The sequence below is a fragment of the Pseudarthrobacter sp. NIBRBAC000502772 genome (assembly GCF_006517235.1).
Lineage (GTDB): Bacteria > Actinomycetota > Actinomycetes > Actinomycetales > Micrococcaceae > Arthrobacter.
Genome location: NZ_CP041188.1, coordinates 2,559,334 through 2,581,332, shown reverse-complemented (window position 1 = coordinate 2,581,332; position 21,999 = coordinate 2,559,334). Strand labels below are relative to the sequence as shown.

23 protein-coding genes and 3 pseudogenes are annotated in these 21,999 nt (G+C 63.8%); 9 read left to right on the top strand and 17 right to left on the bottom strand.

Translation table 11 applies throughout. The features are described 5' to 3' along the window. Positions 1–9: 9 nt before the first annotated feature. Positions 10–417: a transposase gene (locus NIBR502772_RS11865; RefSeq protein WP_168223532.1), complete on the top strand. Its 408-nt coding sequence runs from the start codon at positions 10–12 to the stop codon at positions 415–417. On the opposite strand, the gene NIBR502772_RS11860 is transcribed toward NIBR502772_RS11865, so the two are convergent. After that, entirely contained in the window at positions 406–1,437 is a 1,032-nt protein-coding gene (locus tag NIBR502772_RS11860; RefSeq protein ID WP_141140336.1) for an NADPH:quinone reductase, read from the bottom strand. The genes NIBR502772_RS11865 and NIBR502772_RS11860 overlap by 12 nt on opposite strands. Before the next feature lie 475 nt (positions 1,438–1,912). On the opposite strand from NIBR502772_RS11860, the gene NIBR502772_RS11855 reads away from it, so the two are divergent. Beyond that, positions 1,913–2,860, top strand: a complete 948-nt coding sequence (locus tag NIBR502772_RS11855) for a DUF6454 family protein (protein ID WP_141140335.1) — start codon at positions 1,913–1,915, stop codon at positions 2,858–2,860. Between the two features lie 1,637 nt (positions 2,861–4,497). Then, the gene (locus tag NIBR502772_RS11845; RefSeq protein ID WP_141140334.1) at positions 4,498–5,211 is read left to right on the top strand and encodes an Abi family protein; all 714 of its coding nucleotides are present in this window, start codon (positions 4,498–4,500) and stop codon (positions 5,209–5,211) included. 297 nt (positions 5,212–5,508) lie between these two features. Here the strand turns inward: NIBR502772_RS11845 and NIBR502772_RS11840 are convergent, their stop codons facing one another. Further along, positions 5,509–6,003, bottom strand: coding sequence for a hypothetical protein (locus tag NIBR502772_RS11840; protein ID WP_246848483.1), 495 nt, complete (start codon positions 6,001–6,003; stop codon positions 5,509–5,511). A 91-nt stretch (positions 6,004–6,094) separates the two neighbouring features. Here NIBR502772_RS11840 and NIBR502772_RS11835 point away from each other — a divergent pair, with 91 nt between their 5' ends. Continuing rightward, entirely contained in the window at positions 6,095–6,763 is a 669-nt protein-coding gene (locus NIBR502772_RS11835; protein ID WP_141140333.1) for a metalloregulator ArsR/SmtB family transcription factor, read from the top strand. A 330-nt stretch (positions 6,764–7,093) separates the two neighbouring features. Next, positions 7,094–7,276 carry a hypothetical protein gene (locus NIBR502772_RS11830; RefSeq protein ID WP_141140332.1) on the top strand — a complete coding sequence of 61 codons (183 nt, stop codon included), beginning with the start codon at positions 7,094–7,096 and terminating at the stop codon, positions 7,274–7,276. Positions 7,277–7,572: 296 nt separating this feature from the next. Here NIBR502772_RS11830 and NIBR502772_RS11825 read toward each other — a convergent pair. Next, positions 7,573–8,119, bottom strand: a pseudogene (locus NIBR502772_RS11825) (MFS transporter); the annotation flags it as partial. A 159-nt stretch (positions 8,120–8,278) separates the two neighbouring features. On the opposite strand from NIBR502772_RS11825, the gene NIBR502772_RS22965 reads away from it, so the two are divergent. The 3 genes from NIBR502772_RS22965 (at position 8,279) to NIBR502772_RS11815 (ending at position 9,986) form a co-directional block, all read left to right on the top strand. After that, positions 8,279–8,419: a GDCCVxC domain-containing (seleno)protein gene (locus tag NIBR502772_RS22965; protein ID WP_305775663.1), complete on the top strand. Its 141-nt coding sequence runs from the start codon at positions 8,279–8,281 to the stop codon at positions 8,417–8,419. Positions 8,420–8,524: 105 nt separating this feature from the next. After that, a complete protein-coding gene (locus NIBR502772_RS11820; RefSeq protein WP_141140331.1) occupies positions 8,525–9,652 on the top strand; it encodes an NAD(P)/FAD-dependent oxidoreductase in 1,128 nt (375 codons plus the stop codon). A 28-nt stretch (positions 9,653–9,680) separates the two neighbouring features. Beyond that, positions 9,681–9,986, top strand: a complete 306-nt coding sequence (locus NIBR502772_RS11815; RefSeq protein ID WP_141140330.1) for a hypothetical protein — start codon at positions 9,681–9,683, stop codon at positions 9,984–9,986. A gap of 62 nt (positions 9,987–10,048) precedes the next feature. On the opposite strand, the gene NIBR502772_RS11810 is transcribed toward NIBR502772_RS11815, so the two are convergent. The 11 genes and pseudogenes from NIBR502772_RS11810 to NIBR502772_RS11760 form a co-directional block, all read right to left on the bottom strand. Next, on the bottom strand, positions 10,049–10,279 hold the full coding sequence (locus NIBR502772_RS11810) for a type II toxin-antitoxin system death-on-curing family toxin (protein ID WP_246848482.1): 231 nt from the start codon (positions 10,277–10,279) through the stop codon (positions 10,049–10,051). 320 nt (positions 10,280–10,599) lie between these two features. Next, positions 10,600–10,815: a hypothetical protein gene (locus tag NIBR502772_RS11805; RefSeq protein WP_141140329.1), complete on the bottom strand. Its 216-nt coding sequence runs from the start codon at positions 10,813–10,815 to the stop codon at positions 10,600–10,602. 37 nt (positions 10,816–10,852) lie between these two features. Next, a complete protein-coding gene (locus NIBR502772_RS22770; RefSeq protein ID WP_246848797.1) occupies positions 10,853–11,050 on the bottom strand; it encodes a hypothetical protein in 198 nt (65 codons plus the stop codon). A gap of 159 nt (positions 11,051–11,209) precedes the next feature. After that, on the bottom strand, positions 11,210–11,743 hold the full coding sequence (locus tag NIBR502772_RS11795) for an isoprenylcysteine carboxylmethyltransferase family protein (protein ID WP_246848481.1): 534 nt from the start codon (positions 11,741–11,743) through the stop codon (positions 11,210–11,212). Between the two features lie 167 nt (positions 11,744–11,910). Then, the gene (locus tag NIBR502772_RS11790) at positions 11,911–12,348 is read right to left on the bottom strand and encodes an ester cyclase (protein WP_141140326.1); all 438 of its coding nucleotides are present in this window, start codon (positions 12,346–12,348) and stop codon (positions 11,911–11,913) included. Between the two features lie 199 nt (positions 12,349–12,547). Further along, positions 12,548–13,210, bottom strand: a pseudogene (locus NIBR502772_RS11785) (MFS transporter); the annotation flags it as partial. Positions 13,211–13,329: 119 nt separating this feature from the next. After that, complete coding sequence (locus NIBR502772_RS11780) at positions 13,330–14,616, bottom strand: MFS transporter (RefSeq protein ID WP_141140324.1); 1,287 nt, start codon at positions 14,614–14,616, stop codon at positions 13,330–13,332. After that, positions 14,603–15,280 (bottom strand): metalloregulator ArsR/SmtB family transcription factor, encoded by a 678-nt coding sequence (locus tag NIBR502772_RS11775; RefSeq protein WP_141140323.1) that lies wholly within the window; start codon positions 15,278–15,280, stop codon positions 14,603–14,605. Before NIBR502772_RS11775 ends, NIBR502772_RS11780 begins: the two co-directional genes overlap by 14 nt. 125 nt (positions 15,281–15,405) lie before the next feature. Further along, positions 15,406–16,076: pseudogene (locus NIBR502772_RS11770) on the bottom strand (DsbA family protein). Next, positions 16,073–16,906: a cation diffusion facilitator family transporter gene (locus tag NIBR502772_RS11765; RefSeq protein WP_141140322.1), complete on the bottom strand. Its 834-nt coding sequence runs from the start codon at positions 16,904–16,906 to the stop codon at positions 16,073–16,075. The pseudogene NIBR502772_RS11770 and the gene NIBR502772_RS11765 overlap by 4 nt, the downstream one beginning before the upstream one ends. Then, positions 16,903–17,229, bottom strand: a complete 327-nt coding sequence (locus NIBR502772_RS11760; RefSeq protein WP_141140321.1) for a helix-turn-helix transcriptional regulator — start codon at positions 17,227–17,229, stop codon at positions 16,903–16,905. Before NIBR502772_RS11760 ends, NIBR502772_RS11765 begins: the two co-directional genes overlap by 4 nt. A 65-nt stretch (positions 17,230–17,294) precedes the next feature. Here NIBR502772_RS11760 and NIBR502772_RS11755 point away from each other — a divergent pair, with 65 nt between their 5' ends. Continuing rightward, the gene (locus tag NIBR502772_RS11755) at positions 17,295–17,606 is read left to right on the top strand and encodes a hypothetical protein (protein ID WP_141140320.1); all 312 of its coding nucleotides are present in this window, start codon (positions 17,295–17,297) and stop codon (positions 17,604–17,606) included. A gap of 1,491 nt (positions 17,607–19,097) precedes the next feature. Here the strand turns inward: NIBR502772_RS11755 and NIBR502772_RS11750 are convergent. The 3 genes from NIBR502772_RS11750 to NIBR502772_RS23085 are packed head-to-tail and all read right to left on the bottom strand — an operon-like array spanning position 19,098 to position 21,197. After that, complete coding sequence (locus NIBR502772_RS11750; RefSeq protein WP_141140319.1) at positions 19,098–19,316, bottom strand: hypothetical protein; 219 nt, start codon at positions 19,314–19,316, stop codon at positions 19,098–19,100. A 56-nt stretch (positions 19,317–19,372) separates the two neighbouring features. After that, on the bottom strand, positions 19,373–20,653 hold the full coding sequence (locus tag NIBR502772_RS11745; protein WP_371706662.1) for a glycoside hydrolase family 15 protein: 1,281 nt from the start codon (positions 20,651–20,653) through the stop codon (positions 19,373–19,375). A gap of 43 nt (positions 20,654–20,696) precedes the next feature. Continuing rightward, the gene (locus tag NIBR502772_RS23085; RefSeq protein ID WP_371706661.1) at positions 20,697–21,197 is read right to left on the bottom strand and encodes a trehalase-like domain-containing protein; all 501 of its coding nucleotides are present in this window, start codon (positions 21,195–21,197) and stop codon (positions 20,697–20,699) included. Positions 21,198–21,999 lie beyond the last annotated feature (802 nt).

The window sequence follows — 21,999 nt, the reverse complement described above, 5'->3', positions numbered from 1 at the left end:
AGCCTGGATGTGCACCTGATCTGCGACAACTACCAGACCCACAAGACATCTGTTGTGAAAGCGTGGCTGCAGAACCACCTGCGGTTCCACATGCATTTCACAGCGACGTACTCATCCTGGCTAAACCAGGTGGAGAGGTTCTTCAGCTTCGTCACCGAGGACCTGTTGCGTCGCAGCGATCACCGCAGCGTCCAGGCGCTCGAGTCCGACATCCGCAAATGGATCAGCGGATGGAAGTCCAGCCCTACACCGTTCACCCGGACCAAAACAGCAGAACAGATCCTTCATCGGCCGACTTCTGAACCGAATTTCAGCCGCAGGACACTAGCCCTCCGCAGTCCGACCCGCTCAGTTCCTCGGCTGCACGGCGCAATGATCCCCGCGGGGCTCCCGATGCGTTATCGGCTAGCCCGATGACACATCGATCAGCACCTTGCCGACGATGCTCTCTTCCACCGCTGCGTGGGCCGCAGCCGTGTCCGCCAGGTCAAAGCGATGCAGCGGCAGGCCTGCGGCCTCTCCCACCGGAAGGGCGCCGTCGACGATGGCCGCATTGATGTCCTCGGCGGCGGCGTGCACCGCCGCCATGCCAACGGTGTAGAGCAGCACGAACTGGTAGCGGACATTGAGGCTGAAATGCCTGCGCACGTTCAGGCTTATCTGGTCACCGCCGTTGTTGGCGTAGACCGCGATAGAGCCGCGGTTGCGGATCACTGCCAGGTCGAGTTCGGCGTTCTGCGCGGGTGCCACCTCCACGATCTGGTCGACGCCGTTGGGAGCGATCCGGCGGATCTCCGTGGCCGCGTCGGTTTCCCGGTAGTTGATGACGTGATCGGCGCCGGCGGCCGTGACCAGCGCAGCCTTCGCCGGTCCGCTTACGGTCGTGATCACGACGGCGCCGGCCCACTTGGCGAGCTGGATTGCCGCATGGCCCACGGCGCCGGCCCCTCCCGCGACGAGAACTACTTTGCCGTCCAAGGTTCCCGGGTGCAGCCGCCGCGGGCCGTCCTCGGCGATGGTCAGGGCCCGGTGAGCGGTGATCGCGGGTACGCCCAGGCTTGCGCCGAGGTCGAACCCGGCGTTCTCCGGGAGCGGAAAGACCCGCTCGGCCGGCAGGACGGCGAACTCCTGGGCTGTCCCGCCGTCGGCGCGCTGGTAGGCAGCCAGGGCTAGCCAAACCCTGTCACCGACGTGGAGATGCTCGACGCCGGGTCCGACGGCGTCCACCACTCCGGCGCCGTCTTGGTTCGGCACGACCTCCGCGAAGGGCAGTGGCTCGCCCAGTTTGGCGCCGCGGCGCGACTTCCAGTCGGTGGGGTTCACTGCGGACACGATGATCCTTATGCGCACTTCCCCGCGCGCCGGATCGCGGCTCTCGCGGTCGACGAGCTCGAGGACAGACGGATCGCCCGTGGCACGGTACACGATTGCTTTCATACTCAGACCTAACGCCGGCCCCGAACGAAAATTCCCGCCACGTGCCGGACCAGATGCGGGCAACGGTCCCTCTTGACTCTGGAACCCTCCATGCCCGGCGCCGATTCCAGAGGATTTGAGATGCTGATCTGCAGAAGTTTCGCGCTCTGGTCAACACATTTCCAGGGAACGTCATGTCCACGTCCGACGCGGCCCTGTTGACCGGACTTGTGGACACGAGGATCAGTTCGGTGCCAACCTGCTTCTAGAAGGACTCGGCCGCGGTGCCGGGCTCCTGGCTATCCCAGCAGTCCGGCACTCCTCCATCCGGCAGCTGGGCTGCCCGCTGCTGGTCAAGCCGATTGTTGGGGTGTCCCCGGCCCGGGTCGCTTGCTTCACCCTCTCGACACCTGCCGTTGTCTGTCTTGCCATCCCGGGCGCCTAAGTTTGATCGGGCCCGGCCACCGGCCACTACTATCACGCACTTGGAGCAGACATGAAGATGAAGCGCGTCCTGGCCATCGCAGCAATCGCAGCGGCCACCCTGACAGCCGGAACCTCCGCTGGGGCCACCAACGGGCAAACCCCTAAGGGCCTCACGGCAGAAGCAGCGGCCTTCACGAAGGTGGACCGCAACACCCAGTGGGACCAGGTCCAGAAGCTCAAGCTGGACTTCCCGACCTTCCACCCGCAGGGCATGTCGCTGGTCGGCGACAACATATTCCTCAGCAGCGTCGAGATCCTTGAACCGACCGTGCGCTTCCCCTCGCCCGTCGACGGCTACGACCGCACTACCGGCAAGGGCCGCGGCCACGTCTTCGTCATCGACCGGCAGGGAAAGCTGCTGAAAGACATCGTCCTGGGTGAGGACACGATCTACCACCCGGGCGGCACGGACTTCGACGGTGAGAAGGTCTGGGTTCCCGTGGCCGAGTACCGGCCCAACAGCAGTTCCATTGTCTACACAATCGATCCAGACACCTACGAGGTCACGGAGCAGTTCCGTCAGGCGGACCACGTCGGCGGTGTGGTCGCCGACCGCAAGACCAACCGAATCAGCGGCGTCAGCTGGGGTTCCCGCAAGCTGTTCACTTGGAATAACCAAGGCAGGCTCCTGGGGACGCAGGCCAACCCGAGTCACTTCATCGACTACCAGGACTGCGAGTACGCCGGAGCCGGGCACCAGCTCTGCTCGGGTGTTACCAGCCTCAAGACTGCTGACGGTAACCCGTTCGAGCTCGGCGGCCTCGCCCTGACCGACCTCACAGATGGAACAATCGTCCACGAGGTCCCCTTCCAGAAATTCTCCACCGCCGGGCACTCGATGACCCGCAACCCGGTTGCCCTCGAATCTGACGGCGGCGTGCTGCGCCTGTTCGCCGCCCCCGATGACGGCGAAGAAGTCGCTGGAACCGAACTCTTCGTCTTCGAAGCGCGCCCCTGAGCCAGTAAAGAATCCGTGGCCCGCGTGAGGGAACCGGGCTCTTGGTCCCTCTCCGTAGGAAGGCAGCCTGAGGGGCAGCGCTCTTGACACCTAGCGCTAACCTGACAGATGCCGCCATACGGGAAGAGTGAAGTAGCTTTTCCGGTCGACGGCGCCCAGGATGTCGTGATGGAAACGCGATGGCATCTTCTGGCCGGGTGTCCACGAACAGGATTGCGACCTCGCGGGAATGGATTACGGTGTTGCGGGTCGGGCATTCGACCCAGGAATGGTGCCCGGAATACGACTCGACGAACTATCCGTCGCCGAGCAGACCCTGCTTGGCACTACGGGCCGGCGCAACAACCTGGCCCCGGTGGTTCGCACAATCAATCGGATGACACCCGAACATTTCAGCGGCTATGTCATGTAGGCCATCCCACCCGAGCGAAATGAATGGGTATGAAGAAAACGATCGCCCAGCCGTGCACCACTCCCCCGGAACCTGCCCGGTCATGTCGTCCCGGCCGGACGCTCCCATGAAGCATTAAGACAGCGGAAAGCCCCGACGCACGGGAGGAACCGGCCACAAGAAAGGCTACCGACAAACACGGCGTGACCGACACCCGTCAAAGCGATCTTCTCGGACAAGCGTGTACCCCGTCCACCACGTCAGGCCCAAAGTGTCCCTCTCTGACGAGGGGATCTGCTGTGCCCGAGGTGGGACTCGAACTGCATTCCCACCCTTGTAAACAGAGGGAAGTCCCGGAAACATGCGGAATCCGACCCGATCCGGCCCCAGTACGACCCAGTCCGAAGCCCCGAAGTGTTGACATTGTCAACGCTCCAAATCGCAAAGCTGACGCCAGCGAGAATCGCGTCCCCATTGAGGGAACGTGGTTCTTCTTTGCCACGCATGGGATTTCAGGGCTGGAAGTGTTCACGTCTCTCCCGAGGACATGACGGACTGGCTTAGGGCATGGGGCGCACATGGTTTCCAGGATCTTCACGGCCGGTCCAAACCCCTTCAGCCCCTCATGGACTGAAGGGCCCAAATTCGCATGACCCGTCTTCTCATTCGACCGTTGCCTCACCGGGGTTCTGGAACGTCATCGACCTCCCCCAGTCTTGCCGACACTGCGCAGATACCGGCCAAGGGAGACTATGTGCCTTAAAAATATCAGGGAGCAGCAAACTACCAAGCGGGTGGTAGCCGACCCTGCGCTACCACCCACGTGGTATTACTTGTCCCTGCAGTGCTTACACAGGGGGTAATTGTTCGTTCCCGGGCGCTTGTTGTGCGCCGGAATCCGGTTCCCACTCAAGCAGTCACTGTGCTTGTGGTGGACGTCCGGATCGCTTGGATTGATGGAGTAGTACGGGCGAGCATGAGGCCTCCTGCTGTTAGACCCGCAACTTGCGGGCTGACATCAGACTAAAAGTGACCTATGACATTTTCCGGTTCCCTTGGCGAAGGAGGCCCACTGCGCCGAAAGGCAGGGGTCGCTGACGGACCGCTTGGCGACTGGCGCGAGGTATCCGCCGACCAGGATTGTTGCGGTCGCGGTACGGCTGAGGGCCCCGCGGCGCCTGGCCTCGGGACCCTCAGTAATCCATAACAAGGAACCTGCCCCTGTCTTCCTCTACAGTTTAGTCCTATGGCCGCAGCGCACCAAACACCAATCGAACTGGTCCTTCAGCACAGGATCAGCCTCGAGCGCCTGGCACCGTACATCCGCGAGACACCCACCCTGCATGAGGCGATTCGGCTCTACCGTTGGAACATTGACCTCTCAGGCGCCGTCTACGAAGCCCTGCACGTCTTCGAAGTCGTCCTCCGCAACGCCTTGGACGAACAACTCTGCATCTGGAACGCCTCCCAGATGGATCCTGACACCGGCCGGAGTCATTCATCAGACTGGCTCATCGACCCGAGCGCCTTGCTACTCCGCGTCGCCGGCCGCGACATCCCTGACGCCAGACGTCGTGCACTCAAATCGACCACACGCAGACCACAGGGCCAACGAGACCCCCTCCACGCAGACATCCTTGCCGCGATGTCCCTCGGAACCTGGCGCTTCATCCTGCCCGGGCGCCACGACGCCGGCAAACAACGCCTCTGGGACGAAGCACTCCACGAAGCATTTCCACACCTACGCAGAACACCACGCGAACTCGAACGGGCAGTTGAGGGCGTCTACCACCTCCGGAACCGGGTAGCCCACCTGGAACCCATCATCAACAGCAACGTCCGAGCCCAACTAGTCAATATGCGAACCGTTATCGGCGCCATCGACCCGCAACTCCTCTCCTGGTTCACCAGCACCGAACGCATCAGCCCATCACTCACGACGCGCCCCGCCCCCACCTAGAACTGACAGAGAGCACAACCACGCCAAGAGCCCACGATGGCAAAATTAGATGCTACGACATTGCCGGATGGCACGAACGTCCTAGGTCAGCTACCTGATCGTGGGTGGCATGAGATGGAAGACCTGCCATGTCCAGAAATTCTGGACATAGAGCCCGCGTACCGCCTGGCCCGGCTCAGTGACCAAATGGTCGCACATGGAATGCTTGCGCCGTGCAGCACTGACAGGAACAAGGCCAGGTCAGGTTCCCGTCGTTGTCGTAGCCGCTGGAGGTTGATTCAGTCGGTTGTGTGAGTGTCAGTGGTGTGTGGTAATGGGGCTTCGCATTCCGCTGTAGGCTACCACGACCCCTACCAGGAAGATGAGGACGGCGAGGTAGATCAGACCGAGGTGCCCAAGCGTGGCAAGACCCCATGGGTAGTGCGCGGGGAGGGCCACGGCGAGCCCGACGACCGGAACGATAACGGCTGTGACGAAGGCCCACCATTCTCCGCGGCGCACCCCGTACCAGGACAGGCCTGCAACGGCCAGCCCGGTCGCGGCAATGAAGCCGCTGACCGCGATGTGCAGATGACTGATGTAGTGATACAGCTGCGGGCTGAACGCCTCGATCTCCGCTTTCCCCTTGTCCACTTGATCGGGGCCGATGCCGAGTTCGAGGAAGGCGTCCGTGAAGTTGAGTACCAGGAAGATGACGGCGTAACCGACGAAAGCCAGCCCAGCCAGCGTCATGAGAGCGGCACCTGTCCGGAGGCGGGACTGTTGCCCTTGGGGAGTTTGGATGGTGGACACGGCCACCACCCCTTTCTTATTCAAGTAGGTACTTGAATAAGAATCCCCCAACGGTAATCTTGTCAAGAGAACTCTTGAATAGGAGACACGAGTGGCCGACCAGCAGGACAAGGAGGCCCTCTTCGATGCCCTCGTCGAAGCTGCCAAGGCCTTGGGGAACGGCAGGAGGGCGGAGCTGATCGATATCCTTGGGCAGGGCGAGCGGTCCGTTGAGGAGCTGGCCGTAGAGATCCACCAGACTGTGGCCAACACATCCCAGCACCTGCAGCGTCTGCTGCGAGCCGGCCTCGTCTGCTCCCGACGCTCCGGGACACGGATCTACTACTCCCTTGCCGGCACGGCGGTCGAGCGACTGTGGCGGGCACTTCGGGAGACAGCCGAAGCGCACGCCCGGGAGCTGGGCGATCTCGTCCGTGCCTATGTCGGCGATCGCGCCGACCTGAGCACGATCACGCGCGACGAACTGCGGCTGCGGCTGCGGCAGGGCGACGTCGTTGTGCTGGACGTGCGGCCGGCGCAAGAGTATAAGGCCGGACATATCCCGGGTGCGCTTTCCATGCCCTTCTCGGACGTTAAGTCTCGGCTGCACGAGGTTTCCCAAGGGAGCCAAATTGTCGCCTACTGCCGCGGACCATACTGCCTGTATGCGGACGAGGCCGTGCGGCTTCTCACGGACGAAGGGCACCTCGCCACAAGACTGGAGGAGGGCTTCCCGGAGTGGAAGGCGGCAGGGCTGCCTATAGAACAGTCGGACTCATGAGCGGCGTCCATCCAAGACTGCGAACCGGCGAGAGTCCTCCTGGTGGTGGATTAATGCCAGCTCCTGCGGGCTGATCGCAGCGAATTCATGGATTCCCGACGGCTTGCCGTGCGAATGCCTGTGCCGCCTCAACCGCACAGCAGGTGCTCACGGTCGCTTAATGGGCGAGGTCCATCTTCCTTTTTGCCAGTCATCAGAGCACGCTTCGGCGACCCCGCCAAAACAAAAGCCCTGGACGCGGCGGTGCCGGGCTGGTCCGCGGGCCGGACCCGGGCCGGAAAGCCCATCCCGCTCCGGACGGGCGGAGCGGCCCGGGGCTAGATTGATCGTGTGAGCGATGACCTGGTGATCAGGCAGGACTGGTCGGCCCCGCACGGGCATTCCGTGATCTCACCGTTTGAGGCACCGGAGCACTTCACCCAGGCCTGCTGGCAGGCCAACGAAGCCATCGTTGCCTCCCCCTCGGACCTCTTCTACAGCTTCACCGGGGCGGCGAGAAAGTCGTCCGGATGATCGTGGTCGATCATCCGCCTCCGGATCCCGGCGACGAGGTCCGGAGGCGGCAGACGGGCTAGCGATCGACTTCATGGAAGTCACCGAAGGGCGCCGCCGACAGGGGCTCGGCACCCGGGCCATCGACCTGCTGCACCAACAGCTTCCCGGCCGGACGGTGTTCGCCCGTCCCGCCCGGAGGCAAAGACGCGTTCTGGCAGTCCCTGGGCTGGGAACACGTGCGCCGCGCCCAGAACGGGGACTATCCCCCGCTGTTACTCAAGCGCTGACCAACGACCGGGCAGTCCGAGCGGGGCTTATTGCTTCCTCAGGGAGGACGTGTCTGTCTCAGGTGCATGGGTTTGTGGTCGATGCGGCATTCGTACGGCAACGATGATGCCAGATATTCCGGTAAGGGCGGCAACGACCCCCCACGGCTGCGGTTAGGCCGTAAGCATCGGCGATAAATCCCTGAGATCAGGGCACCTGCGGCGAACCCGCTGTCGCGCCAAAACCGATAGGTGCCGACGGATCTGGCCCGCCAGTTTGGGTGGGCGACATCAACGATCGCGGCGAGAAGTGTTGGGTAGACCATGGCGGTGCCGACCCCGAGCAGCACAGCTGCAGCAAGCCAGATCCAGAAGTCCTGCCCGACGGCGACCATAGCCAATGCGCCGGCTTGGACAAGCATCCCGCTGACGATCAGGGGTTTGCGCCAGATCCGGTCAGAAAGGGCGCCGGTGACGAGCTGCCGGCTCCCCAGACCGCGGGGTAAGCGGCTGCGAGGATGCCGATCTTCTCAACCGTCAGGCCTGCCGCGGCGAACAGTACTGGGAACGGGCCCCAAGCGAGCCCGTCATTTTGTCCGGTCATCGGATAGGCCGATGACGTCATCGTTGTGCCCCTGGTCTTCCGCTCGACCATCGGCAAAGCGGGCATAGGACCACTGGACCAGCACTGGCCCGGAACACCCGCCCGCCTCAAACTGATTCAACGCCTGACCGGAACTGCGACAACCGCCCAATGAGCAGCCAACGGCTGACCAGCACCCTGACATGTCCGGACTGTGGCAGCACGGAAATACGGTCTCTGCCGACGAACGCGTGCGTCTATTTCTACCGTTGCACCGCCTGCGGTGCAACCAGCAAACCCCCGGCCCTGTGAGTGTTGTGTCTTCTGCTCCTAGGGCGGCACCCGGTGCCCACCGGCTCGACGGGCATCACCCATCGGGCATGGACGCAAGGTCGTCCAAAGCGCAAGATGAGGTGTATGACAACAACCGTCATGGTCCTCGGCGCCGGCTTCGGAGGTTTGGAACTCGCGAGCACACTGTCGGAGCGCCTTGCCGGCGAGGTCGACGTCACCCTCGTCGACCAGCACGACGCCTTCGTGTTCGGCTTCTCCAAGCTGGAGGTCCTCTTCGGGCACCAGAACGCGGAACAGGTGCGGATCCTCTACAGCGAGATCCGCACGCCGGGCGTGGAATTCCGCCAGGAGCGGGTGCTCGCGATCGACCCGGGGACGCGGCACGTCGTCACCGATGCTGCGGTTTACGATCCCGACTTCGTCGTTGTCGCCCTCGGTGCCGACTACGACTTCGCCGCGACACCCGGCTTCGCCGAAGGAGGGTTCGAGTACTACACGGTCGCAGGCGCCGAGCGGCTGCGCGACGAACTGGCGGCGTTCCGCGGCGGCCGGGTGATGCTTGCCGTGCTCTCCATCCCTTTCAAATGCCCGCCCGCGCCATACGAGGCGATCCTGCTGCTCCACGACCGGCTCGTCGCCCGCGGCATCCGCGAGGGCAGCAACCTTCACTTGGTCAGTCCGCAGCCGTCGCCCATCCCGGTCTCACCCCAGGCATCGGCCGCGCTGGAACGCGCGATGGCCGAGCGTGGGATCGGGTACACGAAACGCCACCGGATCCACGGGATCGACCCGGACGCGCGGGTCGCGCAGTTCAAGGACCACGACGAGCCGTACGACTTGTTCATTGGCATCCCGACCCACAGGGTGCCCGACGTGCTCGTCGAGGCGGGTCTGGCGCGGGACGGCTGGGTCGCGGTCGACCCCGTGACGCTGCAAACGCCGTACGCCGGGGTGTATGCGATCGGCGACTGCGCCGAGACCGGGATCCCGAAGGCCGGCACCTTCGCCGAGAGCGCGGCCCACGTCGTCGCGGACGGCATCGTTCGCAGCATCCGAGGCGCCGGCGGACTTGCATCCGGGGGCACCGGGCTCTGCTACCTGGAGTTCGGCCACGGCGACGTCGGTCGCGTCGACGTCGATTTCCACGCTGACGGAGGGCCGACCGCGCCGCTCCTGGGGCCGTCGCCGGCGTACGCCGATGAGAAGGCGGAGTTCGGCGCGGTGCGACGCGCCCGCTGGTTCGGGGCCTGACGCGCCTCGCACGTTCGGGCGACGGGCGTTGGCTAATCACGTTCCGGCTCATCTGGGGGACGCGGTCATCAATTCCGGCCCGGCCATCTCCGCAACCGCCGCTGCGTTCGAGATCTCCCGGTGGACGGTCCGCGCCGCAGTGACCGAGGCCTGTTTTCTCACCCTGCACCCAAATGGCCCCAAAAACGTTCCCGCTGAACCCGGAACCTCCTACGAAACCGACGGTCTGGACCTCAAAGTCATGTCGCCCCAAAACGGCGATGCGGGAATCCAGCCTCGCACCAGGACCGGCGCGCCGGCTGTAGCGGACACGCACAGCATTTTGGGTGCGTGAGCCCAGCATCACCAACTCGGCCACAGAAATATCTGGCTATCGTTCTACGAGGTGGGCGGCAATCATCCCCGCGCTGTCCCCAACCCGATATCGCTGGCGGCCACGCCCACGACCAGATCGAACGCCTCATCAGTGATGAAGTCATTCCGGCAGCCGTTTATCCAGAGCATCAAAACCATCAGCGTCCACGCAGTCCGCTTATTGCCGTCGATCAGCGGACTGAACCGAGCCACAGACTCCATCAGAGCCGCCGCTTTCATCGCCAACTGCGGATATGCTTCCACACCCAGCACCGGGCCCTTCTGTTTGGGTCGTTAGGCGGCGCCTCCACCGGGGGTTCCGTTGCGCGGATTTTCGAAGGCGAAGTTGGAACTCATCAGTGATGTGTTTGACGATGTATTCGGCGTCTTTGCCGACACCCCCAACGAGGTGGGATGTGATGGAGGACTGGTGTGGTGTGCCGACGGCGTAGAGTCCTGGTTCGCTGGTAAGTCCCTGAGGTGTGTGAGGTGGCTGGCGTGGTCGAAGACGGGCAGTTTGATGAATCGGTAGTCGGGAGGGAGCCCGGTACACCACACCACCGCGTCCACGTTGACGGTCCTTCCGTCTTCGGTTACCGGAAGTCGTTCTGCGAGCCGGTGATATTCGGTATCCGGGTGATGCCAGCTGCTTCCAGTGCGCCGGGGCGGATTCTGCCGACTGGTTCCGCTCCGCCCTTCAGGGCGCGTTGGGACAGTTCAGAGCCTGCCCTGCCCAGTAGTCGCAGGAGCGGGTAGGTCCACGTGCCCAGCGCCGGCAAATAGCCAACGTCGCGGCCGGCGAGATACACCCAGCGATGGTGCCCAGCGTCATCTGGATTGGCAAGATCAAGGGCAATTTCGGCTCCTGTCAGCCATTGCGTCCTTTGTCGGCCTGTCTGCCCGTGGCGCCGGGAACTTGAGGCCGGGCAGGTGGCTGAATCCGGCGGGCGTGAACAGTTGCAGCGAATCCCAGCGGTACCGCCAACTGTCGCCGATGTCGCGGTTTGCATCCACAACGATGAAGTCACGGCCACGTCCGCCCAAGTGGAAGGCCGTGGCCAGGCCGGCTTGGCCGCCGCCGATGACGACGGTTTCGACACTCTGTTCTGGAATCGGCTTCTCCCATTGGGGTTTGCAACGGTGCGGCAATGCCTTCTTAGGTTGTCGCCAGCGGCCCTGGATCGGTCGCTTGGGTGCGGAGTTTCAGCTGTTCGAATCGAACGGGCTCTGTGCCCGGAAGGGGGATCCGAGGTAGCGGGGAACGCTGTCGGAGTATTCGAGGTAGGCGCGGCCGAAGAGCTCGGCAAGCGTGGCCTCTTCATCCAGGACAGCGCGGTGCTCGACCAGCAGTTCGGCAGGCAAGGTCGCGAGGACCCAGGATGAGCCGGCCAAGGTTCCCGCTCCGAGTTGGATGAGCCACCATCCGATGTACATCGGGTGGCGGGTGATGGTGTAGGGGCCGGTGGTGACCAGGTCCTCCGGCCGCTCCAGCGCGAACGCGCCAGTAGTGCGGTGCCGCCGTTCAGCCAGCGCCCAAATATTCAGGCCGACGCCGGCGAGCAGCAGTCCCGCCCCCGCGGTCCGGTGGAGGGCGCGGGGACCGGGAAGCGGCACCGGACGGAGCCTGGCGAGGAGGAGGTCCAGGACAATCGCGGCGACAACAGGGAACGGCAGCGGGAGGTTCTCGTAGACCTCCTTCCCGCGCCGGATCAGGGAACCTCCGGTCAATGCCGTCACCTTTATCTCTCCATTGACGTCCGGGTGGGGCTGGTCGCCCCGACCGGGCAGGACGGTCCTGCGCCCGGGATGACCGGGAGGTGTCCGCGTGGTGGGAAGGGCGGACCTGCCGGTCGTCGTCGTTGCATCCCTGAACTTAACGCGGCCGCGGGCTCCGCCCTGCGGGTTCAGGACTTGGACAGGGATTCGGGAAGCAGCCCGAGTTGTCCGAGGAACTCCATCTGGTCGAAGTAGAAGTGGTGGCTTGTGATCAGGCCATCTTCGACGTGGGCGACATCGCAGCTCCTGACCCGGATGCTCTTTCCGGTGGGAGGCAGGCTTTCACCGGACGGCATGAGCAGCGGTCCTGTGTTGGTTCCGACGACAAAGCCCTCATCGATCGCCACATTTCCGGCTTCGTACCTGTCGGCGTACTCGTAGGTGATGTCAGGGAACGATTCCCCGAACTGCGACAGGTAGTTGCTGATGGCTTCGGGCCCAACGAGTTTGCCCTCCTCGGGCGTGAAGGCCACCGCATCAGCTGAGTAACACGCTGCCTGTGTCTGTTTGTCCCTCGCCGTCACGGCTGCGGTTAAGCGGTCCATTGCCTCGCGTGCTTGTCCCATTTTTAGACCTCCGTCTTTGGCGGCCTCACGGAAAGGTCAGGCCGCTCCGTGGCTTGGCTTCTGTTAATACAGGCGCCGATTCAAGTACACGCCGGGCCGGGAGGGGTGTCAACGGCTTTGTTTTGGCACCGTTTGTGCCGGATTTTCGAGGGGGTTAACACGGTCGTGGATGAAGTTTTGGCCGGTCAGGAGCCGGTCGTCACCGTGGCAGGTGGTCGGTGCTGCGCATCCGCAGGGCCACGACGATGCCGGAGGCGCCGGTGAGAAGTGCGACTGTGGTGACGGCGGCCGGTATGCCCAGGGTGTCGGCGATGATTCCGGAGATCAGGGCCCCGACGGCGAATCCGCCGTCGCGCCATAGACGGTAGATACCCACTGACCGGGCACGCCATTGGGGGTGGGCGACGTCTCCGATAGCGGCCAGAAGAGTTGGGTAGACCATGGCGGTACCGGCGCCGAGCAGGACCGCCCCGGCCAGCCAGATCCCGAAGCCCTGCCCGGCGGCGATCATGGCCAGGGCCGCGGCCTGGACCAGCATGCCGCCGGTGATCAGATGTTTGCGCCCGATCCGGTCCGAGAGTGCGCCGGTGAGGAGCTGCCCAGCTCCCCAGACGGCCGGGTACGCGGCGGCGAGGATGCCGATGCTGTCGACGGCCAGCCCGGCAGAGGCGAAGAGGACGGGGAAAAGGCCCCAGGCCAGGCCGTCGTTGAGGTTGTTGACCATGCCGGCGTGGCAGACCGACGACAGTGACCTGTCACGGAAGCTGGTGAGGATGAACACGTCGCGGCTGGTCAGCTGGGCGTGGTTGCCGGCGTTGGCGGGAACGTGGGATGCTGCCTCGAGTCTGGCGTAGCCGTGTGTTTACCGCGACGAGGAGCACGAACTGGGCCAGGTTCTGCCGCCAACCCAGCCGTACCCCGGATCCGCGACCGTGATTGCCCGGTGGCTTCATGGCAGTCAGGATGTTTGTGGCTGCGGGATCAGGCAGCCGCCAGCGTCCCGGACCGGGTTCGGGCCCAGAAGATGACGGGAATCAGCAGCAGGGCCAGGACCCCGCCGACGATCGAGAGCACCGCATAGCTGGTTTGGGCCACGACGAGCCCGGACATCGCGCCGCCGCCGGCGCCGGCGACGGCGATGAGGACATCGACGGCTCCCTGGGTGCGGGCACGGTGTGCGGGGACGGTGGCGTCCACGACCAGTGCGGTTCCGGAGATGAGGCCCATGTTCCAGCCCAGCCCGAGCAGGGCCAGAGCCACGATGAGCAGCCCGAGATTGTCCGCGGGTGCCGTAGCTGCGGTGAGGCCGGCCGCGAGCAGGGTCAGGCCGGAGGCGATGGCCATCGGGGTGCGGCCGATGCGGTCCACGAGGACGCCGGTGAACAGGGAAGGCAGATACATCGAGCCGATGTGGATTCCGATGACGAGGCCGACTTCGGAGAGGTGGTGGCCGTGGGCGCGCATGTGGACCGGTGTCATGGTCATGATGGCGACCATAGCGATCTGGGTAAGGACCATGACCGCGGCCCCCACGTAGACCCCGGTGCCCGCCCGGACCGGTGCGGGCGGGGTGTCGGAGGTTCCCGGTGGAGGTGTGGCAATCTCGAGTTCCCGGGCGAGCAGGAACGGGTCCGGCCGGAGCAGGACGAACAGCACGGCCCCGGCGGAGGCGTATGCGGCTGCTGCGAGCAGGAACGGGCCGGCGAGAGCGGGAATGCCGAGGCTTTCGGCGAACCGGCCCAGCACATCGACCAGGTTCGGGCCGAGGACCGCGCCGAGGGTGGTGAAGACCATGGCGATGCTGACGGCCGTGCCCCGGCGGGACGCCGGAGCCAGATCGGTACCGGCGTAGCGTGCCTGCAGGTTCGTCGCGGTGCCCGCCCCGTAGATGAACAAGGACAGAAACAGCAGCGGGATGCTGTCCAGGACGGCCGCTGCGACGACGCCGAGCGCCCCGAGGGCCCCGGCGGCGAAGCCCAGGCCCAGACCGGTCCGGCGGCCCAGGCGCTGGGTGACGGCGCCGACCAGGAAGGCCGCCAGTGCGGAGCCGAGGGTGAACAGGGCCGCGGGAAGACCGGCGGCGGCGTTCCCGCCGAGCATGTCCTGGGCCAGCAAAGCCCCGACGGTGACGCCGGCGGCAAGGCCTGCCCCGCCCAGGACCTGGCTGGCGGCGACCACCGTCAGGGTCCGGCGGTGCAGGACTTCCTGAACGGCTGCGTCGGCGCGGATTCTCTCCCCGAGCAGCACCATCGGCTCACGCGGTGGCATCGAGATCCACCAGGTGTGTGGCCCGCCATTCGATGACGCCTTCGTCCATGGCCATCGCCGGGATGCCGCGGGCAGACAACCACGCCGCGGCGTCCCGGGCGAGTTTGCAGAACTCGCCACGGCAGTACACCACGACGGGATTCCCTGACGGGATCTCACCGTAGCGTTCCGCCAGCTCCGCCAGCGGGATGGAGACCGCGCCCGGGAAGTGGGCTGTGTCGTACTCGGACCGGGGCCGGACATCGATAACGGTCATCTCGGAGGTGACAGCTGCCGGATCGATCGTGCTGGCCGGCTCCGAGCCGCGGGGAGAGAGGTAGGACGCAAGTGCCTCCCGCAGGGCCGGGGAACGCAGCATGCCCACACGCTTGATGGCCAGATACATCGCCGCGACGTCATCGCCCGCGAGCCGATACAGGATGCTGGTCCGCACCCGCCGGGTATCCACCAGGCCCGCCTGCTTCAGCTGCTGCAGGTGGGCCGAGACGGTCGTCACCCCCATCCCCAGCTTTGCCGCGATTTCTTCGACTGGATGCTCGCCCTGGGCGAGCAATTCGATCAGCTCCAGCCGCTTGCCGTTGGACATCGCCTTCGCCACCCTGGCGAGCTGATCGAAGACTTCCAGCTTCTCCCCACCCGCCGGGCTCTTATTCCATGACTCCATGGAATAAGAGAATACTGTATCGTCAGCGTTTTAGGGAGCCTTTTCGGTTAAGGGATGGCGGTCGCGTTCCTCTAGTCTTCGCGGGACCGGCTTTCGCACCGGGGAACCGGGGAACCGGCGCGAGGTTATCGTGCAGCGTCGTCGAGCAGGTTGCGGAACTGTTCTTCACTGTTCAGGGTGAGCTTTTCCCCGTTGAGGAAGAAGGTGGGGGTTCCGGTCACGCCGAGGGCTTTCCCGTCTGCAATGTCCTGGCGGATTCCGTTCCTTGGTTGCTTCGGCCGCGACATCCGTGTCGTACCGGGCCAGGTCCAGGCCGAGTTCTTCGGCGTAGGTCCTGAACAGTGGGGCTTGGGAGTCCTGCCGTTCACCCCAACTGCGGCTGGGTTGCGAAAAGCCTGGCGGTCATCTGCTCGTACTTGCCCTGCAGGGCTGCGGCTTCCACGGCCAGGGCCGCGGTTCCGGAATTGGCGTGTCCGGGCAGCGGGAAGTACCGGTGGATGAACGTGATCCGGTCCCCGTACTCCTTTTTTAGTTCCTGCACGAGGGGTTCGGCGGCGCGGCAGGATTCGCATTCGAAGTCCAGGAACTCCACCAGCTGGGCCTTCTCCGACGCGGGGGCCGTGACGCAGTGGCTGTCTTCCCTGACCAGCTGCGCATCCGTTGCTGCCGCGGGCGCGGCGGGTGCGGGCCTGTTCACGGTGAACACCGCGTACCAGATCACGCCGGCGGTCAGGAGGACCGCGAGGATGGTCCAGACGGCGATCCGGACGTTCCGGGCCGTCGAGACGGCGCTCAACGATTCACCGGTTTCGTCCCGAGAGTCAAGGTCACCGGCGCAGGCTTGGCATCGGACTGGCACCCGGCGCAGCAGGCACCTTCCTGCTCAGCATCAGCAAGAGCTCCCGGTGCTGCCGCGATGGTCACGGTGGTTACGGGTGCGCAGTAGTCATCGTCTTCTTCGCCATGCCCACGCCCATGGCCGTGGGTGTCGTCGGTGTGCGGAAGGGCGCAGCAGGCTTCTCCGCGCCAGGCGCTGATGCCCTCCCGGACGGCGATACCGGCGATGATCAGTGCGGCGCCGGAATCAGCCCACCACCAGCCCAGCGTGCTGTTCAGGACCAGGCCGAGCAGCAGGACCGCAGAAAGGTAGGTACACAGCAGCGTCTGTTTGGAATCGGCCACTGCCGTCCGGGATCCAAGCTCCCGTCCAGCCCGGCGCTGGGCCCAAGACAACACCGGCATGATCGCCAGACTCAGCGCAGCGATCACGATGCCCGGGGTGGAGTGCCGGGCTTCTTCCCCGCCCGTCAAAGCCCGCACAGCCTCGAAGGTCACGAACGCGGCCAGGGCGAAGAACGAGACGGCGATGATCCGCAGGGTCAGGTGCTCACGGCGTTCCGGGTCCTTCGCGGAGAACTGCCACGACAACGCCACGGCGGAGGCCACCTCAATAATCGAGTCCAGGCCGAACCCGATCAGCGCAGAGGAATCGGCAACGCTGCCGGCCCAGAGCGCCACTACGGCTTCGATGAGGTTGTAGGTAATGGTCGCGGCCGCGAACAGCCGGATCCGTCTGTTCAGTACGGCCCGGCGTTCCGAAGTTGGCGCCTGCGTCAGCGCCGTCATGCGAAGCACTCCCCGTCCGGGGCGCAGCAGGCCGGGTCCACGGCCAGGACAACCCCCAGCAGGTCTTTGATCGCATGACCCAGCCGGGCGTCCGCAAGCTCGTAGCGGGTCCGCCGCCCGTCCGGGACGGCCACGACCAGGCCGCAGCCACGGAGGCATGTCAGGTGGTTGGACATGCTCTGCCGGGACACGCCCAGGGCATCCGCCAGATCGGAGGGATAAGACGGGGTATCCGATAGGGCCAGAAGTATCCTGGCGCGGGTCGGGTCCGAGACCGCGTACCCGAACCGGGCCAGCACCGGTGCCTGCGTGAGCGTTTCCATGGCACAAAAGTACATTCCTCGATGTATTCACGCAAACCTGTACCGGGGACTGCCATGATGAACTCATGGACTACGAGCTGCGGATCATCGCGGACTGCCCCAACAGCGCCGCTGCCCTGGACCTTTTCGTCCAGGTCCTGGCAGCCGAGGGCGTCGAGGGCGACGTTGTGGTTGTCGAGCTGGGCAGCGAGGAACAAGCCCAGACGCTGGGCTTCCACGGCTCACCGTCTTTCATTGCCTCGGGGATGGATCTGTTCCCATCTTCGGCAGCACCAGCCCTGACCTGCAGGCTCTATCGGCATGCCGGCGGTTTGGCTGGCCTGCCGTCACCGGAGGATCTCAAGGCGGCCGTTCAGCGAGTATCGGTCCGGCCATGACGGTCGCGTCAATCACGCCTTCCAACAATTGCTGGTCCTCCGGGATGCACGTGCTCCGAGCACATGTCAGCACGCCGCCGAATGAAAGTAACGGATCCCTTTTTCCGCAGAGCGCGGCACACCGCCTGCTGTATCGGCCAATGCTCCAGCGAACCGAAGTGCCGGGCCGGACCTCCCCGTGGGAGAGCTTGCCTCGTTGGTGAATCCGCGCACAGCGAAGAAAACGCGCGAGCTTCGTCCACGCTTCACCGGAATCTGTACACACGCCGGACCTCAAATCCCCCTGAGCTGCGACAACACTGCGGCCCCCCCACGAGTGTCGGTCCCACACGCCAGCATCCGTTGTGGGCTTTCCGGGGTCTCCCCTGCGCCCGGGATCCCTGCAGGTCATGCACCCAGGGATGGCCGGACGCATGAACTGCTATCAGCCACAAAGTCTGCGGAACGGGATCACGATGTAAGCCGAACAGTCGCCCGCCAACTCATAGTGGGCACAACGTGCACACGGCTTTGGCCGGACAAACACGCGATGAGCGCACGCTGGGCGCCCGAAGGAAGCAGCCTTCCGACGAAGATTTTGGAAGCCAGATTGCCTTGGTCCTGTCGTCAGCACAACCCATCGCCATGAATGAGTGATGGCCAACCACGACCATCAGAACAACCCAGAAAGTGAGGACAAGTAGCCCTGTACCCTGCAGGCGGAGGGCCCAGCAGCCAGGACCCTGATCCCGCCACCCACATAACTTCATAGGTCACCGCGGCGCCAGGCACAGGCCGCGGCCACAGTCAGAGAGACCCGCGGAGGGTCAATGTACACACGTTAAAGCAAAACCCCTCTGACGAGGGGGAATGCGTGCCCGAGGTGGGACTCGAACTGCATTCCCTCCCCTGCAAACGTTGGGAAGTCCCGGAAACATGTCGAATCCGGCCCGATCCGACCCTTGTACGACCCAGTCCGAGACGCAAAGTGTGCACAATGTGCACAGCCCAAATTGGGCCTTCTATGAACGCCCCACGCCAACCGCGCGCTCCCCCACTGAGGGAACGTGGTTTCTCTTTGCGCGTGGGAGAGTTCGGCCGGGGACGGGTTCGCCCCGTCCGTTGTCGTGGGTAGTGCCGCCTGCAAGGGATGAAGCATTCACTGGCCGGGAGGCCCACCCGCCAAAGAAGAACTTCACGGCGACGACACCTCCTTCACCCATCTCATGAGCTGTTTAGGCACACTCGCACATGACCAGGCCGAAAGCGGCGAAACGTCTGTCCGGCTCTGCACCACCAGTCTCTGGTGTAGCAATACGCGGGCTACGCCGGTACCTGATCCAGGATGACCAATCACCTGTCCACAGAATTCCGTTGTTATCGTTTCACGACGTGCGCGGCAATCATGCCCGCACTGTCCGCTCACGAGACGTCGCCGGCGACGATTTCCGCGGCCCGTTGCAATCGCTGAAGGGGTAGGCCCCGGACGGCACGATCTGGACGGTCGCGTACTCATCGAAGAAGGGCACCGGTTCGGCCATTCGGCAGATCGAGGCGATCGTGCTCCAGCTCGGCGTCACGGATGTGGCCGCAAGCAAGCAGTTCTATCTCGGTCACGGCCTGACCGTGGCCAAGAGTTACGGAACCAGATACGTCGGGTTCAACACCGGTCCCATCAAGCTGACGCTCAACAAACGTGGCGCCCTCGCTAAGACCGGTGGAAGGCGTCAAGGCCCGAGATTAGTACGTCTCTCCCTCTAATTGACGAGACCTTCGGTTATTCACATTCACGCGGTTTTCTGGACTGCGAGACTGAGGCGATCCACTCGGTGCATTGCGTCCGCGGCCCGAACCAAGGCTAGATGGGAAAATGCTTGGGGGTAGTTGCCCGCCATCCTCGACTCCTTCACCGCATACTCTTCGCTAAGCAGGCCAAGTTCATTGGAGAAACCCAAGAGCATGTCCATCAGCCTTGTGGCTTCGGCCCAGCGGCCTGCGCGAGCATATTGCTCCACCAGCCAGAAGGAACAGGCGAGAAATGGGTGCTCGCCCGGTTCAAGCCCGTCGATTCCAGTTTCAGTACGGTATCGCATCAGCAACCCTTCCTCAGTCAGGAGCTCCTTTTCCAGAAGGGCAACGGTGCCGAGCATATTTTCGTCATCGTAAGCAAGGAAACCAACCTGAGGCAAGACCAGTAAAGCCGCATCTACATGTCGCCCTCCATAGGTCTGAGTAAAGGACTTCAACTCGCGGTTGAACCCCTGATCCATGATTTCGGCCCGCAACCGTTCGCAAAGTTCCTCCCAGCGCTTAATGGGGCCAGACATCCCGTGGTCCCGTACCGCCCGAACGCCGCAGTCGAATGCTGCCCACATCATGACCCGGGAGTGCGTGAAGTATTCGGCGGTGCCCCGAATCTCCCACAAGCCGCAGTCCTTGTCATCAAAGTGCTTTTCCACATAGCCGAGGAGTGCCTGCTGAAGCGCCCAGGAAAAGGAGTCTTCCTTGCCCCCGGCCAGACGCAGCCTTTCGAGGGCGACCATGACTTCGCCCACGACGTCCGCCTGGTACTGGTCGACTGCTGCATTTCCGATCCGCACCGGCTTCGAATTCTGGTAACCAGGGAGATGACGCAGCTCTTTCTCCGGCAGATCCCGCTCGCCAGCCACTCCGTACATGATCTGGATGTCTTCCGGATCACCGGCAAGGGCCCGCAACAGCCAGTTCCGCCACTTAAGTGCCTCCGATTCGTAGCCATGGGTCAGCATGGCTTCGAGCGTCAAAGCGGCATCGCGAAGCCAGCAATACCGGTAGTCCCAGTTGCGTGAACCCCGAAAATCCTCAGGCAAGGACGTTGTCGGGGCAGCGACAATGCCGCCCGTCTGATAGTGCGTCAGAGCACGCAGCACCAGCAACGATCGCTTCACCGCGCCCCCATAGTCCCCATCCTGGCGGCAGTGTTCTCCCCAACGGGTCCAGTAATCAACTGTCTCGCTGAGGGCTGCGTCCACGTCGACTGCGGCTGGCACGTCAAGGTGCGAAGGAAACCACGTCAGCTCGAAGTCCACGGTTTCACCCGCTTTAATCTCAAATTCCCCTACGTGCCCATGATCATGGGCGCGGGGTAGATGGCGCCCCCTCAACGCCCCAAGCATCCGGGCCAGCCATAGCAAACAATACTTCGGATCCCTCTGGCGTGGCGTTCACTCGACGACGGCTCATCCACGGCAATACGGCGCCGTAACGCGGGCGGATCCTCAACTCCTGACGCAAGGTGACGGCTCCGCTCACGCCGGTAACTCTACGCATCAGCGATGAACGGCCTTCTCCTACAGGCATGAAGTCAGTAATTCGGACTTTTCCCCTGGAAGTTTTCCAAGTTGTTTCAAGGACGAAAGTGGAGTCCACATAAAGGCGCTCCACGACGTGAGCATCCGGGTCATTGGGCGTGAGCAGCCATCGTCCGTGTTCCTCACTCCCCAACAACGCACCAAAGATTGATGCGGAGTCAAAGCGGGGAAGACAGAGCCAGTCGACCCCGCCCTGCCGGGAGATTAGAGCCCCGGTAGAGAGATCCGATAGGAACGCATAGTCCTCTATAGGTACGGCCATAACTCAACTCAATCACAGGGGCTTCCAGTCGGGGCCAATATGTTTATCGGTAATCTTCGCCCGGGAGCCCTAACCGGAGAACGACTACTCCTCGACCCACCCGGGTAGGCTGCCTTCACCGGATTATTTCACCCGGGAAGGTAGTTGTGGGCCACTCCGCCTTCGGAGCCAGACTGAATACAGGGAACGGCGCATCTCCCAACCAGGGCGTCGGGACCCTCACCAGCGGTTTCAAAGCGACGCAGCATACGAGGGAGTAGCCATGGAACGGTTCGTCAGCATCGACAGTTGTGAGGCTCCCACGGCTCCTCTTTTCCGGAGTTACCAAGGCTTGTTAGTCAAGGGTGCTATGAATGGCGCGGACCGATTCCGGAAATACGGGGCCCGGAGATGACTCGCGACGAAGCTTACGATAGTTGCCCTCCCGATTCATATGTGGAGCTATACGGCCATCAGTGGCTAATAGTTCCGTTCGCACCAGTCGAGCAACCGAGGTTCTTCGTCTGCACGCCCGGCCTTAGAAGCGGGAGTTATTGAGTTTCGGCCCTAGCTTGGTCCGGATGCGGCCACAGACAAGCACCTGAGGCCGAAAGTGGAGCCTGGCCGGACACGAAAAGCCACCACCAGCGGCCGGCGAGGTGGGTGAACATTTTCCACGTGATGGAACACGTCAGGACAACTCGCGTTGTCAGCTCAATGAGGAGAAGCTGTGTACGGCAGGACATCTAAGGTGAAATCCGGCGCGGCCCCCGCTGCGGGACGTGGTCCCGGTAACTCACCCTGACCCACCTTGCGCCGGGGG

Bases quoted from the DNA above. Each gene is read 5' to 3' on its own strand.
- NIBR502772_RS11860 (WP_141140336.1), bottom strand. From the start codon at position 1,437: ATGAAAGCAATCGTGTACCGTGCCACGGGCGATCCGTCTGTCCTCGAG.
- NIBR502772_RS11855 (WP_141140335.1), top strand. From the start codon at position 1,913: ATGAAGATGAAGCGCGTCCTGGCCATCGCAGCAATCGCAGCGGCCACC.
- NIBR502772_RS11845 (WP_141140334.1), top strand. From the start codon at position 4,498: ATGGCCGCAGCGCACCAAACACCAATCGAACTGGTCCTTCAGCACAGG.
- NIBR502772_RS22965 (WP_305775663.1), top strand. From the start codon at position 8,279: ATGAGCAGCCAACGGCTGACCAGCACCCTGACATGTCCGGACTGTGGC.
- NIBR502772_RS11820 (WP_141140331.1), top strand. From the start codon at position 8,525: ATGACAACAACCGTCATGGTCCTCGGCGCCGGCTTCGGAGGTTTGGAA.
- NIBR502772_RS11790 (WP_141140326.1), bottom strand. From the start codon at position 12,348: ATGGGACAAGCACGCGAGGCAATGGACCGCTTAACCGCAGCCGTGACG.
- NIBR502772_RS11780 (WP_141140324.1), bottom strand. From the start codon at position 14,616: ATGCCACCGCGTGAGCCGATGGTGCTGCTCGGGGAGAGAATCCGCGCC.
- NIBR502772_RS11775 (WP_141140323.1), bottom strand. From the start codon at position 15,280: ATGGAGTCATGGAATAAGAGCCCGGCGGGTGGGGAGAAGCTGGAAGTC.
- NIBR502772_RS11765 (WP_141140322.1), bottom strand. From the start codon at position 16,906: ATGACGGCGCTGACGCAGGCGCCAACTTCGGAACGCCGGGCCGTACTG.
- NIBR502772_RS11760 (WP_141140321.1), bottom strand. From the start codon at position 17,229: ATGGAAACGCTCACGCAGGCACCGGTGCTGGCCCGGTTCGGGTACGCG.
- NIBR502772_RS11755 (WP_141140320.1), top strand. From the start codon at position 17,295: ATGGACTACGAGCTGCGGATCATCGCGGACTGCCCCAACAGCGCCGCT.
- NIBR502772_RS23085 (WP_371706661.1), bottom strand. From the start codon at position 21,197: ATGGCCGTACCTATAGAGGACTATGCGTTCCTATCGGATCTCTCTACC.